The organism is Mucilaginibacter gossypiicola (assembly GCF_900110105.1).
Taxonomy (GTDB): Bacteria; Bacteroidota; Bacteroidia; order Sphingobacteriales; family Sphingobacteriaceae; genus Mucilaginibacter; species Mucilaginibacter gossypiicola.
On sequence record NZ_FOCL01000003.1, the window covers coordinates 371,925 to 388,725 of the forward strand.

At 42.1% G+C, this 16,801-nt stretch carries 19 protein-coding genes; 12 read left to right on the top strand and 7 right to left on the bottom strand.

Features of this window, described 5'->3' with window-relative positions; translation table 11 throughout:
- A complete protein-coding gene (locus BMX50_RS11275; protein ID WP_091210624.1) occupies positions 1–1,479 on the top strand; it encodes a glutamate synthase subunit beta in 1,479 nt (492 codons plus the stop codon).
- A 389-nt stretch (positions 1,480–1,868) separates the two neighbouring features.
- Here BMX50_RS11275 and BMX50_RS11280 read toward each other — a convergent pair whose 3' ends face one another.
- Both BMX50_RS11280 and BMX50_RS11285 read right to left on the bottom strand, forming a co-directional pair.
- A complete protein-coding gene (locus tag BMX50_RS11280) occupies positions 1,869–2,291 on the bottom strand; it encodes an SRPBCC family protein (protein ID WP_091210625.1) in 423 nt (140 codons plus the stop codon).
- Complete coding sequence (locus BMX50_RS11285) at positions 2,288–2,626, bottom strand: ArsR/SmtB family transcription factor (RefSeq protein ID WP_091210626.1); 339 nt, start codon at positions 2,624–2,626, stop codon at positions 2,288–2,290. Before BMX50_RS11285 ends, BMX50_RS11280 begins: the two co-directional genes overlap by 4 nt.
- A 323-nt stretch (positions 2,627–2,949) precedes the next feature.
- On the opposite strand from BMX50_RS11285, the gene BMX50_RS11290 reads away from it, so the two are divergent.
- The gene (locus BMX50_RS11290; protein ID WP_091210627.1) at positions 2,950–3,243 is read left to right on the top strand and encodes a DUF3892 domain-containing protein; all 294 of its coding nucleotides are present in this window, start codon (positions 2,950–2,952) and stop codon (positions 3,241–3,243) included.
- Positions 3,244–3,249: 6 nt separating this feature from the next.
- Here BMX50_RS11290 and BMX50_RS11295 read toward each other — a convergent pair whose 3' ends face one another.
- Complete coding sequence (locus tag BMX50_RS11295) at positions 3,250–3,717, bottom strand: CYTH domain-containing protein (protein WP_091211093.1); 468 nt, start codon at positions 3,715–3,717, stop codon at positions 3,250–3,252.
- A gap of 85 nt (positions 3,718–3,802) precedes the next feature.
- Here BMX50_RS11295 and BMX50_RS11300 point away from each other — a divergent pair, with 85 nt between their 5' ends.
- The 7 genes from BMX50_RS11300 (at position 3,803) to BMX50_RS11330 (ending at position 11,832) form a co-directional block, all read left to right on the top strand.
- Positions 3,803–4,750 (top strand): hypothetical protein, encoded by a 948-nt coding sequence (locus BMX50_RS11300; protein ID WP_143065147.1) that lies wholly within the window; start codon positions 3,803–3,805, stop codon positions 4,748–4,750.
- 66 nt (positions 4,751–4,816) lie between these two features.
- Positions 4,817–5,755, top strand: a complete 939-nt coding sequence (locus BMX50_RS11305) for a hypothetical protein (protein ID WP_091210629.1) — start codon at positions 4,817–4,819, stop codon at positions 5,753–5,755.
- Positions 5,756–5,809: 54 nt separating this feature from the next.
- Positions 5,810–6,772, top strand: coding sequence for a hypothetical protein (locus tag BMX50_RS11310; protein WP_091210630.1), 963 nt, complete (start codon positions 5,810–5,812; stop codon positions 6,770–6,772).
- Between the two features lie 159 nt (positions 6,773–6,931).
- A complete protein-coding gene (locus tag BMX50_RS11315) occupies positions 6,932–9,655 on the top strand; it encodes a hypothetical protein (protein WP_091210631.1) in 2,724 nt (907 codons plus the stop codon).
- Positions 9,656–9,864: 209 nt separating this feature from the next.
- Positions 9,865–10,269 (top strand): DUF1761 domain-containing protein, encoded by a 405-nt coding sequence (locus BMX50_RS11320; protein ID WP_091210632.1) that lies wholly within the window; start codon positions 9,865–9,867, stop codon positions 10,267–10,269.
- A gap of 191 nt (positions 10,270–10,460) precedes the next feature.
- Entirely contained in the window at positions 10,461–11,324 is an 864-nt protein-coding gene (locus BMX50_RS11325; protein WP_091211094.1) for an aldo/keto reductase, read from the top strand.
- A 103-nt stretch (positions 11,325–11,427) separates the two neighbouring features.
- Positions 11,428–11,832, top strand: a complete 405-nt coding sequence (locus BMX50_RS11330; RefSeq protein ID WP_143065148.1) for a hypothetical protein — start codon at positions 11,428–11,430, stop codon at positions 11,830–11,832.
- 186 nt (positions 11,833–12,018) lie between these two features.
- On the opposite strand, the gene BMX50_RS11335 is transcribed toward BMX50_RS11330, so the two are convergent.
- Entirely contained in the window at positions 12,019–12,309 is a 291-nt protein-coding gene (locus BMX50_RS11335; RefSeq protein ID WP_091210634.1) for a YciI family protein, read from the bottom strand.
- A gap of 150 nt (positions 12,310–12,459) precedes the next feature.
- Here BMX50_RS11335 and BMX50_RS11340 point away from each other — a divergent pair, with 150 nt between their 5' ends.
- Together BMX50_RS11340 and BMX50_RS11345 are read left to right on the top strand one after the other, a co-directional pair.
- Positions 12,460–13,626: a galactokinase gene (locus tag BMX50_RS11340; RefSeq protein ID WP_091210635.1), complete on the top strand. Its 1,167-nt coding sequence runs from the start codon at positions 12,460–12,462 to the stop codon at positions 13,624–13,626.
- Between the two features lie 100 nt (positions 13,627–13,726).
- The gene (locus tag BMX50_RS11345) at positions 13,727–14,257 is read left to right on the top strand and encodes an RNA methyltransferase (protein ID WP_091210636.1); all 531 of its coding nucleotides are present in this window, start codon (positions 13,727–13,729) and stop codon (positions 14,255–14,257) included.
- Between the two features lie 109 nt (positions 14,258–14,366).
- Here the strand turns inward: BMX50_RS11345 and BMX50_RS11350 are convergent, their stop codons facing one another.
- Positions 14,367–15,044, bottom strand: coding sequence for a GNAT family N-acetyltransferase (locus BMX50_RS11350; RefSeq protein WP_091210637.1), 678 nt, complete (start codon positions 15,042–15,044; stop codon positions 14,367–14,369).
- A gap of 63 nt (positions 15,045–15,107) precedes the next feature.
- Between BMX50_RS11350 and BMX50_RS11355 the strand changes: the two genes are divergently transcribed.
- Positions 15,108–15,806 (top strand): YdeI/OmpD-associated family protein, encoded by a 699-nt coding sequence (locus tag BMX50_RS11355; protein WP_091210638.1) that lies wholly within the window; start codon positions 15,108–15,110, stop codon positions 15,804–15,806.
- 78 nt (positions 15,807–15,884) lie between these two features.
- Here the strand turns inward: BMX50_RS11355 and BMX50_RS11360 are convergent, their stop codons facing one another.
- The gene (locus BMX50_RS11360) at positions 15,885–16,100 is read right to left on the bottom strand and encodes a hypothetical protein (protein ID WP_090526601.1); all 216 of its coding nucleotides are present in this window, start codon (positions 16,098–16,100) and stop codon (positions 15,885–15,887) included.
- A 140-nt stretch (positions 16,101–16,240) separates the two neighbouring features.
- A complete protein-coding gene (locus tag BMX50_RS11365; RefSeq protein WP_091210639.1) occupies positions 16,241–16,792 on the bottom strand; it encodes a GNAT family N-acetyltransferase in 552 nt (183 codons plus the stop codon).
- Positions 16,793–16,801 lie beyond the last annotated feature (9 nt).

Sequence of the window (16,801 nt, forward strand, 5' to 3'; positions counted from 1 at the left end):
ATGGGAAAACCTACAGGATTTCAGGAGTTTAATCGCGAACTGCCATCAAAAGTTCCGGCTGCTGAACGCGTTAAGAACTATAACGAATTTGTGAATTTATACCCCGAAGAGAAGCTTAACCAGCAATCTGCAAGGTGTATGAATTGCGGTATCCCTTTCTGCCATTCGGGATGCCCCCTTGGTAACATCATCCCTGAGTTTAACGATGCCGTGTATCGTAAAAACTGGGAAGAAGCTTACCATATATTATCATCAACCAATAACTTCCCTGAGTTTACAGGCCGTATCTGCCCTGCCCCATGCGAATCTGCATGTGTGTTAGGCATCAACAAGCCGCCTGTTGCTATCGAGGAAATTGAGCGCCATATCATCGAGATAGCTTACGAGAAAAACCTCGTAAAACCTACTGCTCCACTTGTTAAAACAGGCAAAAAAGTAGCTGTTGTAGGTTCGGGCCCGGCAGGCTTAGCCGCCGCAGCCCAACTGGTAAAAGTTGGCCACACCGTTACCGTTTACGAACGTGATGACCGTGCAGGTGGTTTATTACGCTACGGCATCCCTGACTTTAAATTAGAGAAATGGGTTGTTGAGCGTCGTGTAGAAGTAATGGAAAAAGACGGCGTTGTATTTAAATACAACAGCGAAGTTGGTGTAAACGTAGCTGCCGACGAATTGGTACGCAACAACGATGCCGTAATTTTGGCCGGTGGTTCAACCATCCCGCGTAATCTTAACATCCCGGGCCGCGAGTTAAAAGGCATCCATTTTGCAATGGACTTCCTGAAACAGCAAAACAAACGTGTTAGCAATATTGAAGTTACTGCCGAAGAGATCATAGCTACCGGTAAAGACGTAGTTGTAATTGGCGGTGGTGACACCGGATCGGACTGTGTGGGTACTTCAAACCGCCAGGGCGCAGCATCTATCAAACAATTTGAGGTGATGTTCCAGCCGCCGACTCAGCGTACACAGCACATGCCTTGGCCTACTTATCCAATGGTACTGAAAACCACCAGCTCACACGAAGAAGGCGCCGACCGTTTCTGGGGCGTTAATACTTTAGAGTTTTTAGGTGATGAAGAAGGCAACCTGCGCGCACTGAAAGTAGTTGACGTTGAATGGGAACAGGACTTTATGGGCCGCCCTGTAAAATTCCATGTGGTTGAAGGTTCGGAACGTGAAATTCCTTGCCAGCGTGTATTCCTGGCTATGGGCTTTTTACACCCGCAGCATGATACCTTCATCAGCCAGCTTGGTGTTGATATCGACGAGCGTAAAAACGTTAAAGCCAAAGAAGGTGTTTACCGCACCAACGTAAGCAAAGTATTTACAGCAGGCGATATGCGCCGCGGACAGTCACTGGTAGTTTGGGCTATATCTGAAGGCCGCGAGGCTGCCCGCAAGGTTGACGAATTTTTAATGGGCCACTCTCTGCTGGAAAGCAAAGACGCCGTTAACCAGTTCGACCAGGTATTTTAATTTAGTGACCAGAGGTTGGAGATTAGATACTTCTTTAGCAGATATCTCCTTATCATATTGTTTTAATTATAAAGCCGGGCCTTTGCCCGGCTTTGTTGTTTTATTCTTAAACGACGCTTAACAGCATTAGCTATTGTAGTAATCCACAATGTTTAAATCTGGTAGGCTCCGAAGATGAAATGACAAAAGAGGGCCTGTCAGTCTGAGCCTGTCGAAGACTCGCGCGTAGAGGCCTTGCCCACCGTGCTTCGACAAGCTCAGCATGACCCGATTTTAATTTTGCCATGTTGAGGAACGAAGCATCTTCTTCGCACTGTACAGCGGCTTTGCGATTCGCTCTTACAGCAACAACGTTTTTCCGCTTTAGATAGCTTAAAATTACTGCCGAATTACTTCTCCAAATATTCTTTAAGCGAAATACCGGTAATGTGTGTCCAGCCGGCAACAAAGTTTTCTTTTTTGAAGGAGTCGAGCGGTGGAAAAGTTTCAAGGCCCCTATGGGTAAGTACTAATTTGGTACCCTCCCCTTCCGGAAAAAGTTCCCAGGTAACTTCCGAATTACCTTCGTAGCCGTCATAGCGCCAGGTATAAGCAATAGTTTTACCCTCAACAACTTTTGTTACCCTGCACAGGTGAAGAAATTCTTTATTCCCGTCGCCCCCGGTAAATTCAAATTCAAAACCTACTTCGGGTTTAAACTCGGCAAGGTCAAAATACCATTCCTTCATTTTTTCCTTAACGGTGATGGCTTCCCATACTTTTTGAATGGGCGCGGCGTAAATTCTTTCAATTACAAATGGTTGCGTACTCATAGTTTGTTGTGTTTATGGTTATCTGTGTTTTGTTCATCAGTCAAAAAAGCGTCGAGTGCATCCAGTTTCAGTGTCCAGAACTGGCGGTATTGTTCGGCCCAGTCAGTAACTTGTTTTAATTGCTTCAAATCGGCTTGGCAATAGCGTTCCCTGCCCTGCTGTTTGATAACAAGCAAGCCACATTCGGTTAATATTTTTATATGTTTAGATACGGCGGGGCGGCTGATATCAAAATTATCGGCCACCGCATTCAGGTTCATTTGCCGGTGGGCCAAAAGGTTAATGATCTCGCGCCGGGTGGGATCGGCTATAGCCTGGAAAACATCTCTTCGCATAGTAACTGAACGGCCATACGAAACCGTTCGGTTACAAATATAAATGAAACCTTTTGGTTACGCAATAGCTTTTTAATTTTCCGGTCAATATCATATGCTGTTTGCTGTGTCAAACAATTCGACATATAACATGCATGCTCATTTTCAAGCACATGAAACATCTTTTCAGTATTGATTTATTGATTCGGAATGTGCACCGACAGGTAGCGGTATCTACGCCATAGGTAATTTTACGTAGTGAAAATTGGGTGATAACACCTATTTCGGCATCTTGTTTTTTGCCATATTTTTATCGCACCTGAACATCTAATGAAAATAATGCAATGGCAGTACGTATAGTATGTATAAAAACCGATACCCGGCCGCATGATAATCCCTATGTAGCCATCGATGCGCTTGAATGGATCAACGAACGGATCAATGTAAAAGGCCTTACCGAACGTTCAAAACTGTATGATTGGATAAAAAATGAGGACGGCGAAGCTTATATTATCGACAACAAGGGCAATAAAACCAGCCTGATCCCGGCCGTTTGCCCCGAAGGTAATAAATATGTTAAAACCGTTTATGACGAATCGGAACCTGACTACCTGTTGGGCTTACCTGAATGCGCCTGAAAACTTTTACCAGCTTTTAAACGGATTAGCACTTAAAAAGGAATTGTAATATCGCTTATCCCCTGTTACTTCGGTAGTTACCCAGGGCGGTAAGTCAAATTTTTCGTCCTCACTATCGAGTTCAATTTCGGCCATAAGCAAGCCTTCATTATCGCTTACAAACACATCAACTTCCCAAAGCTTACCGGCGTAGTTGATGTTATAGCGATATTTTTCCAGTTCGGAAACTGCAAAGTTATCAAGCAGCTGAATACCGTCAGTTTTGGGAATAGTATATTCAAATTCGCTACGGCTAAAACCTGCTGTACCACCTTTTATGGTGATATATGCTTCGGTATCAGTAACCCGTACCCTGATGGTTTTCTTTTCGTCACTAAAAATATATCCCTGCCTGAAATGCATGGCATCTGGCTTTGCTAACTGCTGCCATTTTTCGTGATCTACCAAAAACTTACGTTCTATTTCAATTGCCATCAGATTTGTTTTAGCCTGCAATTTTAGCATTATTTAACATTTGGGAGCTGATAAATATTATATATTTATATTATATCAAACCTATATGCTAACTGCTAAACCTGTTACAAAACTAACCTGCATTGTATTGACTTTGTTTTGCCTTGGCTGTAAACACCGCAATATTGTTAAACACAATGGCGAAAAAGACCTTATCTCGTTTAAACCTGTTTTCGGCATCAGCTATACCGAAATTGCGCGACGTTCGCAAAATGGTCTTTCATTCAACGGTTTCGGCTATCAACTGGAACCGCAATGGAAAATGCAATTCGTTTCAAACGACTCAACCTGTATTTACAGCCCCACAAAAAAGCAGTTTATTAACTTTCCGCTCAGCCGCGGTTATGATTCTATTTTTAACACGGCCCGCACATGGCTCAAAGTTAAAACCATGACCAAAGACAGTATGATCATTGAGCTGCTTAAAGCATATGGCGACTCGGTTGATACCCGCGGCGCCAAAGTTTATATGGTTTTCTATGCCGATAATTATATTAAAAACGTACTTCATGGCGATATAAGTAAATGCAAAAGCCCCAGCCGAAAAGACTCTCTTTATATACAATGGTTAGCCGATTCTGCAAATAAAAATGTTGACAAAGCCTTTGCCGCCCGGCAACCTGTTGAGCTTAAAAGTAAAAGTGTATTGGTTACCTTTAGCAAACGCCACACGGAACCAACCATGCTCAATAATTTCAACACATCCGATGATTATATGGGGCCGGAGTTTGATATCATCGTTAATAAAGCCTACGCCAATTTTTACTATTCCTTTTCCATATTTGTCGACCCGGCCGGGCAGATACACTATGGAAAACCCCTTACGGCATTTTCGGAGAAAAGCTACGAGGAAAATTATATTCACCTTTCTACAGCAGTAATGAACAGTTACCTTAGATACTACCTGAACTTTATTCCCGGTAAAACACTTGGTATAGTGCATACCAGCGAGATAGCCGTTCATGTTAAAGGGAACCGGGGTGTGCATATTTAAGTCATGAAATCATTTAAACTGCTCATTTAGCGCTCATAATAAGTCATATATTTAATAAATACCTATATGATAACCAACAAACCTATCACAAAATTAACCTGCATTGTATTGGCTTTACTTTGCATGGGCTGCAAACAACGTAACATTGTTAAACACAATGGCGAAAAAGACCTGATCTCGTTTAAGCCTGTCTTTGGCATCAGTTATACCGAAATTGCCCGCAGATCAGATAATGGACTGTCGTTTAATAACTCCGGTTATCAGTTAGAGCCGCAATGGAAAATGCAATTCGTTTCCAATGATTCGGCCAGGATTTACAGTCCGACTAAAAAACAATTCATCAATTTTCCGCTTACCCGCGGATATGATTCCATTTTTAATACCGCCCGCACCTGGTTAAAAGTTAAAACCATGACTAAGGACAGCATGATCGTCGAAATGCTTAAAGCCGATGGCTATTCGATTGATACCCGCGGAGCAAAGGTTTTTATGGTTTTTTATGCCGATAATTACATTAACGATGTACTCCATGGCAATTTAAACAAATACCAAAGCCCCAGCCGAAAAGACAGCTTGTACATAAAATCATTAACCGATATTGCCAATAAAGATTACAATAAAGCATTTGCTGCCCGGCAACCCGTTGAGCTTAGCAGCAGCAGCAACCGGATAAAAATAAAAAAACTCCATTCCGAGCCAACCATGCTCAACAATTTTAGCCCGACCGACTATATGCGGCCCGAGTTTGACATCACTATTGATAAAGCTTATTCAAACTTTTACTATTCATTCTCAATTTTTGTTGACCCCATGGGTCGGATGTTTTATGGCAAACCCCTGCGGGTATTTTTCGAAGAAACTCAAAGGGTTAGCAATACCCATCTTTCAAAAGCCGTAATGGAAACTTACCTCAAGTTTTATCTTGATGTGAAGCCAGGTAGTACGCTCGGAATTGCGCATACCAGCGAGATTGCAGTAAACGTTACCGGCAAAAGTGGCTTGTAACGATATCGGTCCATTTTTTAGCCATTTATCAAATTATCTATATCTTTAGCAGCAATGCTACTTATCAATCTTAAAACATTAAAAACAGCAGCATTTGGGCTGCTCATTATTATATCTGCCTTTATTTCCGGTTGCGGCGGCGGCCCTTCAGGCAAAAAGAAAAGAGAGCTGATCTCCTTTAAACCTTACAATGGCATCAACTACTCCGAAGTATCCAGGCGTCAAAAAAATGGTCTGTCGTTTAACGAATATGGTTATCAACTGGAGCCACAATGGAAGCTAAAATTTGTTTCGGACGATTCGGTAAGCATTTTCAGTCCTACTAAAAATGCATTTATCAATTTTCCGCTTACACGTGGCTACGACTCCATTTTTAATGCAGCCCGCTCATGGTTAAAGATCAGGAAGATTGATAAAGATAGTATCACCATGGAGATCCTGATTCAAAAAGGTGATTCCCTTGATGTTAAAGGCACCAAAGTGTATATGCGATTCTTCGCAGATAACTATGTGAAGAACGTTTTGCACACCGATACAACAACATTAAGAAGGCCAAGTCGGGCCGATACTTTATTCATTCGTTCGCTTGCCGCAAAAGCAACAGCAGATTATACCAAGGCTTTTGCAGCCAGGCAGCCGGCTATTATGACGAGTAAAAGCCCACTGGTTACGGTTTCGCGCCGCACTACCAAACCGGATATACTCAATAATTTCGATAACTCTGATGATTACCTTGACCCTACTTATGACATCGTGATCAAAAACGCATATAAAGATTTTTATTACTCCTTCACCATGTATATTAACGATAAGGGCCGGTTGTTTTATGGCATTCCCCTTGTTGGCTTTAATGGAGAAAAAGAAATTGAAGCCGATTATATCCACGCCTCCAAAGCAGTTATGGAAAGCTACTTTAAGTTTTATCTCAATGTAAAACCGGGGACAACACTAGGCATGATCCACTCAAGTATGGTTTCTGTACACGTTGAGGGCAAGGCTAAAACTGCAGCTAAGTAACAATTGTGCTATTTTGTATAAGCGTATAGCTTTTAGCGTTTAACTTTCGCAAGCCGGCTGCAAAAGGCATTTGTAAAAAAGTGTTAAATAAACGGCCGCCAAAAATGCAATACGGCTAAATGTTTATATTAGCCCCTGTTACTTCTTTAACTTATATTGATGATCATACGTCGATTTCTACTCCTATTATGCCTGTTACCTGCCTTTGGCGCATCTGTATTTGCCCAGCAGGATAGCATCCCCCTAACAACCATAATTGAAAAAACCAGCAAGTTCAGCGCCAGTTACCCAATTGAAAAAGTTTACCTGCATACAGATAAACCTTACTATGCTGTTGGCGATACCATCTGGTTTAAAGCTTATGTAACTATTGAAAAGCACCAGCCATCGGCCTTGAGCCGAATAGTTTACGTTGATCTGATCAACAACCGCGATTCGGTGGTTGAAAGTCAGCGTATTGCAGTTACCAATGGCTTTGCAAGCGGTAACATTGTGCTTAACGGCGATACCTATAAACAGGGAGCATATCGTCTGCGCAGTTACACCAACTGGATGCGTAATTTTGACCCGGATTATTTTTATGACCGCACTTTTAATGTCGGCAATGCCATTGATAACCAGGTACGCACCAACATCAGCTACAAAAGTTCGAGCAAAAGAACCGGTGTTAAGGTTGACGCCACTATTATGTACAAAGGACCTGATAACAGCCCTTATGCCAACAAAAAAGTAAGCTGGCAGCTCATGAAAAACGGCGACCCTGTAAGTAAAGGACGTGGGACTACCGATGACAAAGGCGTATTACAGGTTGACATTCCTGAAAGCCAGGCCGATGTAATTACCGGCGGAATCCTTGTTACCGCCATTGATGTAGGCGACCGCAAAACCATCAGCAGCAGCTTTTCGATGCGCACCGCAGTTAAAGGCTATGATGTACAATTTTTTCCCGAAGGCGGCCAGTTAACTAACGGCATCCGCACTAAAATTGCCTTCAAAGCTATAGCTTCAAGCGGTTTAGGTGTTGATATCAAAGGCACAATAGTTGACGATAAAGGCGCCGAAGTTGCCCAGATCAACAGCGCACATTTAGGCATGGGGATCTTCGCCATTACACCCGATATCGAGCGGTCATATAAAGCAAACATCACTTTCCCTGATGGATCACAGGCAACCTATAACCTGCCGCGCGTACAATCAATGGGGATCAATATTGCCGTTTACAACAATGACCCAACCAATCTCACTGTAAAAATATCGGCTAACGACCTGTTTTTCCAGCGTAAACAAAACAAAAGCTTTTACCTGGTAGCACAAAGCGGCGGCGTTATTTACTATGCAGCTCAAACAGTACTGCAAAGCACCGTTTATTCGGCTAATATCCCGAAAAGTAAGTTCCCTACAGGTATTGTTCAGGTAACGCTGTTTTCATCGGGCGGATATGCTTTGTGTGAGCGAATAGTGTTTATCCAGCATAACGATCAAATGAATATTGCCCTTAAAACTGATAAACCATCATACAGTACAAGGGGTAACGTTAAGATCACTGTATCTGCAAAAAACAATACAACGCCGGTTGAAGGCAGCTTTTCGGTAGCCGTGGTTGATGATGGCACCGTTCCATCAAATGAAGATGCCGAATCAACCATATTGAGCAACATGTTGCTTACCTCTGATCTGAAAGGTTACATTGAAAAACCGAACTATTATTTCAATAAGCCAGACGAAGAAAAACTAAACAACCTGGATATTTTAATGCTTACTCAAGGCTACCGTCGTTTTGATTATGAGGATATACTGGCTGATAAAAATCCGCCTATTTACCTGATGCCGGAGCAAGGTATTGATGTAATAGGAACATTAAGAACTAATGCCGGGCTTCCGGTAGCCAAAGGCAGTATAAGGTTGCTGATCCCTGATAAAAACTTTTCGGCGGAGACAATTACCGACATGTCGGGTAACTTTAAATTCTCGAATGTGAATGTGCCGGATACATCAAAAATTACCCTGAGCGCCCGTAACAATCCTAACGGACGCAACATGGTCATATCAGTTAACGGTGAAGCTTATCAAAAACTAAGCAAAAACAATAATATTGCCGAAGAGATACTGAACATTGACAGTACTTTCCGCCCTTATCTGCAAAACAGCTATAAGCAATACCAAAGCTCACGTACCATAAAGGAAGTTGTTGTAAAGGCAACCAAAATTGTAAAAAAAGCGAGCCATACTGATTATGGTACTTTTGCCGGCTTACCTATGATGGCCGATCACGAAATATCAACACAACAATTAGATGGTTGCCCCCTGCTGATAAACTGCTTATCAACCATGGCAATGGGCCTTACTTATATTGATAACAATTTTTACATTACCCGCGATTATAATTCCGGCAGCCGCACCCCGGTACAGATATATGTAGGCAGCTTACCTGTTGATGCCAACTTCTTATCAAGCATGGCGGCAAGCGAGGTAGAATCTGTCGAAATCTTTTTAAATGACGGCGTAAGCGGGATTAATCGTAACACCCAAACTAAAGGTGTAATGGTTATCAATAAAAAAGTTGTTAAAAAACAAAAGATAACGCTTGCCCAATTACAGGAGCTTATCCCTAAGCAAAACGTAATTACTTTTGCAGTGCAGGGATATACCAAGGCTAAAGAGTTTTATTCGCCTAAATATGATGTAACCAAAGCAGGCACCCTTGGCGGCGATTTACGCAACACCATTTATTGGAAACCCAACGTAATTACTGATAAAGCAACGGGTACTGCAACTATCAATTTCTTTAACAGTGACCAACGCGGCTCATACCGCGCGATAATTGAAGGTATTGACGCCGAAGGTAATATAGGCCGCAGCGTGATACATTACAATGTAAAATAGTACAACACAAAAATTCGTGATTAAATTCTGAGAGCCCTGATTGCTTAAGTAGCAATCAGGGCTTTTCATTTACCTCCTATTTCGTTTAACCTAAAGTAGCCCCTCCATTACTTTCAGCCTTTTTTTAAAAAGCGTTGAGCTTTGCGCATTCGGCTTTCAGGTTTTATTAATTATATTAGTACAACCAATTTAATTTAAACATTATCATCATGAACTTTCAACTTATCAACTGGCTGGCCGTTGTGGTTGCAGCATTATCTGCATTTTTAGTTGGCGGTATCTGGTACTCTCCAGCCGTGTTTGCCAATGCCTGGATGGCAGATAATAAACTAACCAGTGCCGAACTCCAGGCATCCAGCAAAGGCAGGGCTTTTGGCTTTACAGCTTTCTTTTCTATTATTATGGCTGTAAACCTGGCTATGTTTTTGGCCGATGCAAAAACCGACCTTGCCTGGGGAACAGCGGCAGGTTTCCTCGCCGGTATCTGGACATTCTGTGCCATTGCCATTCACAGTTTGTTCGAGCTTAAAAGCTGGCGTTTGATATTTATAAACGGCGGTTACAGCGTGGTATCACTAACCCTGATGGGATTGATATTAGGAGCCTGGAGATAAGACAATCAATACAAACAGAAACGAATTTATGCCAATTACACCAATGGTATACCGGCTTTATTGATGCAATTCATGCACTTTGAGTTAGCGCCATGAAGTATCCTTAAAATGACATTGTTGTTATACATTCCATGAACAATAATGATGTTTTTTAGTTGAACTTTACAGTAATCAAACCAAAAAACATGACCATGGCAAGCACAACAAGTTCATTTGAAAAAACATTCACCATTGGTGGCGACATTACAATCAATCGTTTGGGTTACGGCGCTATGCGTATTACCGGCCCCGGTATCTGGGGACCGCCGAAAGATAAAGACGAAAGTATCCGTGTGTTAAAGCGTGCTGTTGAACTCGGCGTAAATTTTATTGATACTGCCGATAGTTACGGACCAAATGTATCAGAAGAATTAATTGCAAAAGCCCTGCATCCCTACCCTACTGATCTCCTGATAGGTACAAAAGGAGGGCTGTTGCGTACCGGCCCCGGCGAGTGGCCTATTGACTCTTCGCCGGAACATTTAAAAGCAGCTCTTGAAGGTAGCTTGAAACGCCTCCAGGTTGACCGGATCGATCTTTACCAGTTACACCGGATCGACCCTAAAGTGCCTGCCGAAAAATCATTTGAGTTTTTACAAAAGGCCCAGCAGGATGGCAAGATCAGGCATATAGGCTTATCTGAAGTAAGCGTTGAGGATATTAAACTTGCCCAACAATATTTTGAAGTAGTATCGGTACAAAATATGTACAGCGTTGATAACCGCAAATGGGAGGCTGAGCTGGAATATACCCGCGACCATAACATTGCCTTTATTCCATGGTTCCCGCTTGGAGGCGGTAATGTACAGGGCGAAGAGATATTAAATCGTATCGCAGCTAAACATGGCGCCACCCTTCACCAGATTGCCTTGAGCTGGCTACTGCACCACTCGCCCAATATTTTGCTTATACCGGGTACTTCAAGCGTGCAACACCTGGAAGAGAATATGAAAACTGCCGATATTCAGTTATCAGAAGATGATATTGATGTGCTAAACAGTTTGTCTGAAGCATAAATAAAAAATTCAGAAGCTAAAATTAAAAAGGATGTCAGTAATTTGGCATCCTTTTTAATTTTTTAAATAAATATAAAAAGGTCGCATGGCCTATGAATCCCGAATGAGAAGTAAAGAAGATATACTAAATAGCTATAACACTACCGGTGCCGACGGTCTGCCAGAGATATCCGCCGAAGACCTCCTTAATGCTATGGAGGCCTATAAACAGGAATGGGCCGAGGCCGCTTTTGCGGCAGCGCGGCAACAGGATGCCTCAGGCAATTTTACATTTAACAATTACGCAGAGTTCATTGCCGATATCGAAAGAGACACAAAACCTATGGATGGGTTTGGCATAACCCTGGCCGCAGTAGCCGATAGTATTGTTACAAACTTTTTGCCCGATGATGATTCGGTAACCGAGTTTGATTTTGACTTCACTATGCAGGGTAAAGGTTATACGGCCTTTTATACCAAAGATACCCAGGGCTATTGGAAAATGAGCCGATGGGCGGAGCAGTTTTAAGTGAGTAGTGGCAGTTGCAGTGGGCAGTATTCAGTTTGCAGTCAGCAACGACATAAGAGAAGCTACAATTACATGCGCAAGCTAATTTACAAAACTGCATATTGCCCACAGAAACCGCCACTTGACACTGTCATGTCAACCGCGAACTGAATATTTTCTACTGAAAAACTGCCAACTGCCACTAACTTACAAGTCTGCCACTTTAAATGGCTTCACATCAACACTTTCCCAAACACGTTGTGTAATATAAGGATCTGCATTTTTCCAGGCCTCTAATTCTTCAAAGGTTTCAAACTGTACAATCATTGTTGAACCTATCATTTTGCCTTCATCATTGAGCATAGCTCCGGCTACAACTAAATTACCGCTGGCTTTAAGCGCTTTTGCACCATCAACATGATGCGGACGCGCAGCCATGCGGCGGTCAAATGCTTCGGCGTCTGTGTAATCATATGCGGTTACAAGGTATTGCTTCATAAGTATTTATTTAACTGGTTAAAGGGGTTTTATCGGGGCCGAATATCAGCAAAACTACCCCATAAAAATAAATTAAAAATTAAAATAAATTTATAACTGTAAAGTTGACAATTTTTACAATATTTGTTTTCCGAAAAACCAACCTGAATAATGAAGAATAATTTGCACCAGGAATTTAACAAGATCTTTAACAAAGAAGCAGACAACGCATACTTTTCGCCAGGCCGCGTAAACCTTATTGGCGAGCATATTGATTATAACGGTGGGCTGGTTATGCCATGCGCCATTACTTTTGGTACTTATTTATTAACCTCGCCTAATGAGGATGGCATTTTCCGCTTCAGAAGCTTAAATTTCAACGAGCAAAAAGATATTCCGCTGCAACTTCATTACGAAAAAACCGGCGAAAACTGGTTCAACTTCCCCATTGGTGTTATCGACCGTTTTGTACAAGATGGGCACCAGCTTAAAGGGCTGGATATGTTATTTTATGGCGATATCCCAATTGGCTCGGGCTTGTCGTCATCAGCTTCAATTGAAGTGGTTACCTCTTATGCACTTAATGACCTGTTTAATAGCGGCTACAGCAAGCTCGACCTGGTTAAACTTTCAAAACATGTAGAAAACAACTTTATTGGTGTTAACTGCGGCATTATGGACCAATTTGCCGTTGCTTTCGGCGAAAAAAACAAGGCTCTGATGCTGAATTGCGATACTTTAGATTACCAGGCGGTTGATAGCAACCTTGGCGAATATGTACTGGCCATTATCAATACAAACAAGCCACGTAAATTGGCCGAATCAAAATATAACGAACGTGTACAGGAGTGCCAGGCAGCCCTTCAGGCCCTGCAGCAGCAACTTGATATTAAATATCTTTGCGATATCAACAGTGAAACTTTAGAACAGTATAAACACCTGATCTCCGACCCAATTGTACTAAAACGTGCCAAACACGTAATTGAAGAAAACGACCGCGTAAAACTGGCCGCAAAAGCTTTGGCTGCCAACAATCTGGCCGAATTTGGAAAATTGATGTATGCCTCACATGATTCCCTGCGCGATTTGTATGAAGTAAGTGGCGTTGAACTGGATACAGTTGCCGAATACAGCAAAACCAACCCTGATGTTGCCGGTGCACGTATGACTGGTGCGGGCTTTGGCGGCTGCGCCATAGCATTGGTAAAAGGTGATGCTTTCGACAAATTCAGTAAGGAAGTAACCGAATATTATACACAAAAAATTGGCTACGCACCTTCGGTTTACAGTTCGCTTATTGGCGACGGCGTAGGTGTACTGGCATCAGTACTTAACTAAGGGCTTTTTTTAATATTTTTGCGCCCTTATAATGGTTCATTAGCTCATTGCGGTAAAGCACCAATGAACTAATGAACCATTTAACTAATAAACTATAGGGATGCGCAAATTAAAATTGGATGAGCTGAACCGGGCTACGGTTGATGAATTTAAAGCCCAGGATAAATTACCGGTAGCTGTAGTGTTGGATAATGTGCGGAGCATGCACAACATCGGTTCCATTTTCCGTACATCAGATGGTTTTGCAGTTGAGCAGATCTGCCTCTGTGGCATTACCGCCCAACCTCCCCACCGCGAAATCGAAAAAACGGCACTCGGCGCTACCCAATCTGTTAACTGGAGCTATTATGAAACTCCCTTACAAGCTGTTGAACAATTACGTAAAGACGGTTACCAGATCATAGCTATTGAACAGGCCGAAAATAGCACCATGCTTCACGAGTTTAAACCAGCTGAGGATGGCAAATACGCCCTCATTTTTGGTAACGAAGTAAATGGCGTAAGCGACGAAGTAATGCATGTTATTGACGGATGTATCGAAATTCCCCAGTTTGGCACCAAACATTCGTTTAATATTGTAGTATCGGTCGGGATTGTACTTTGGGACTTTTTTGCCAAGATGGCGATATAAATACCCCATGTCATTGCGAGCGTAGCGTGGCAACCGCACGGAGGCATATTCGCTATGTATAGCAAGCGATTGCTTCGTCGTTCCTCCTCGCAATGACATCTATTTTAATTTACTTCCTCAACACATAAAACGACATTTCCTTCCTCGTTACAAAACCAAGCTTTTTATATACGCTGATAGCCCTTTCATTTTCACTTTTCACGTGCAGAAATGGAATTCCAGCAGCTGCTTTAATGCGTTTGGCCTGGTTTAACAATAATTTACCGGCGTACCCGCGCCCAAGGTAATCAGGATGTGTACAAACAGCGCTGATTTCGGCATACGGAGTAGGATTCAACCGCTGGCCGGCCATAGCAACCAGCTTATCGCCATCAAATATACCTCGATAGTGTCCAAACTCAATAGTGCGTTCTATGAAAGGCCCGGGATTGGTTAATTGAGTAAGTTCCAGCATTTGGGGCACGTGCTGTTCTGTAAGCGGCAACAACTCTTCATCGGTAAAATCGGCTGGCACTTTTCCCTCAAAAACCATCTGCAGGCATTTAAGGTAATGTACTATTTCCCATTGCTCCGGGATCACAATATCATGCGGTGCTATAAAGATAAAATGACTTTCAAAAGGAATGATATCGTAAAGCAGGTTAAAATTTTCGGCAGAGATTTCAGGAATACCAACAAAAGGAGAAACCTCCTTCGGGAAATATTTAGCTATATCATTGCCTCCTGCAAAGATTTTATTACCGGTGTTAAGTGCGTTCCAGGCGGGGTTATCAAGTACATGTTCCATTAAAGCAAAGCTATTAAAAATACCAGGCAGCAGGGTTTTGGCTTGTCATTCAATTTTAATTTAATGCTTACATTAGCCTTATCCAATACCAAAGTGCTTACTATGAATGCTCTCGCTAAAAAACTAATGATCAAGCCCAATTCGCGCTGGCTACTGCTAAATGCACCCGCCGGTTACCAGGATAGCCTTTCTCCCTTGCCTGATAATGCCAGCCTGGCTTTCAACACCGAGGGCGAATTTAACGGTATTCAACTATTTGTGACTAATAGCGCCGCACTGATATCAGAACTTAAGGTGATCACTCCCCTCCTCAAGGCTGATATCGTTTTCTGGATCATCTACCCTAAAAAAAATTCAGGTATTCAAACCGATCTGGAAATGATGAGCAGTTGGGATGCCCCGGCGCAATATGGCTTGCGCCCGGTAGCATCGGCGGCTGTTAATGAAGTATGGACGGCATTACGTTTTCGCCCGGTTGAAGCCGTAAAAGTTTCTGAAGGACGCAATGAGGCTGTACGCAACAATGAACACAGCGCTTATATTGATGTAGATAATAAAATAGTTACCCTGCCCGATTATATAAAGGAAACGTTGGAACAATATCCGGGGGTACTTGATTACTTCCAGTCGCTGGCCTACAGCCATAAAAAGGAGTATGTGCTTTGGATCCTTACAGCCAAACAGGAAAAAACCCGTCAGGACCGTTTAGCTAAAATGGTTGAAATGCTGCAGAATAAAAAGAAAAATCCTTCGGATAAATAAAAAGCTTCAAAATAGCCATCAAACAAAATCGCCCTGTATTTTCAACAAATACAGGGCGATTTTATGTTCAACTATTATTTACCAGCCAGAGCCTTTTTTAGCATTACCATTTTTGATATGCTCTTCGGCAGTAGCTTTACCCATAATGGCAGCCATTTTGTTACCTTCACTGTCAGTTCCTGTGGCAATGTATCTGCCCGATTTTACGTCGATAACGGGATTGATCATCGGTACATTTTTAGTTTTTGTCTTCACTGAATAAGCGGTGATACCGCTTCCTTTTTCTGTTGCCATGATAAGTTTCTTTTGTTTTTTAATGTTAACCCCATTTAAACTGAATTGTTTTCAGCACAGGTATAATTGGTTTCTATGCGTAAACATGCATCATTTTTTTTTAATTAAAAATAGCTGCGATAAATAATTTGTTAACAGATTTAAGTTTGTGTTAATAACGAGTAAATCATGGTATCTTCAAAACGACCGTTAAACAAATGATCCTCTTTAAAATAGGCCTCCCGAATAAATTTATTTTTAAGCAATAAATTAACCGAAGCGACATTATCGGGGCTTACACGGGCCTCTATCGAATGCAGTTTAAGTTCCTTAAAACCATAGTCGATAACTGTCAGTACAGCCTCCTGCATAATCCCCCGTCCCTGGTATGCAGGGTTTAAAAGGTACCCTATTTCGGCACGGTGGTTATCTTTCTCTATCCGCCAAAAACCAATACTACCTATATATTTATTACTGTTTTTCAGACAGATACACCAGGTGATCCCATCATTTTTACTAAGCAGCTCTTCTATAACATTAATTAGCCCAACGGCATCATCAATGGTTTTATTAATTGGCCGATGGATGTATTGCATCACTATTTCGTTTGATCGCATTTCAAACAGGTCAGCAGCGTCATCATGAGTAAAACGTCTTAATACAAGCCTTTCGGTAGTTAAAACAGGAAATGGATTAAAGACAGGATGAAGCATAAATAAGCA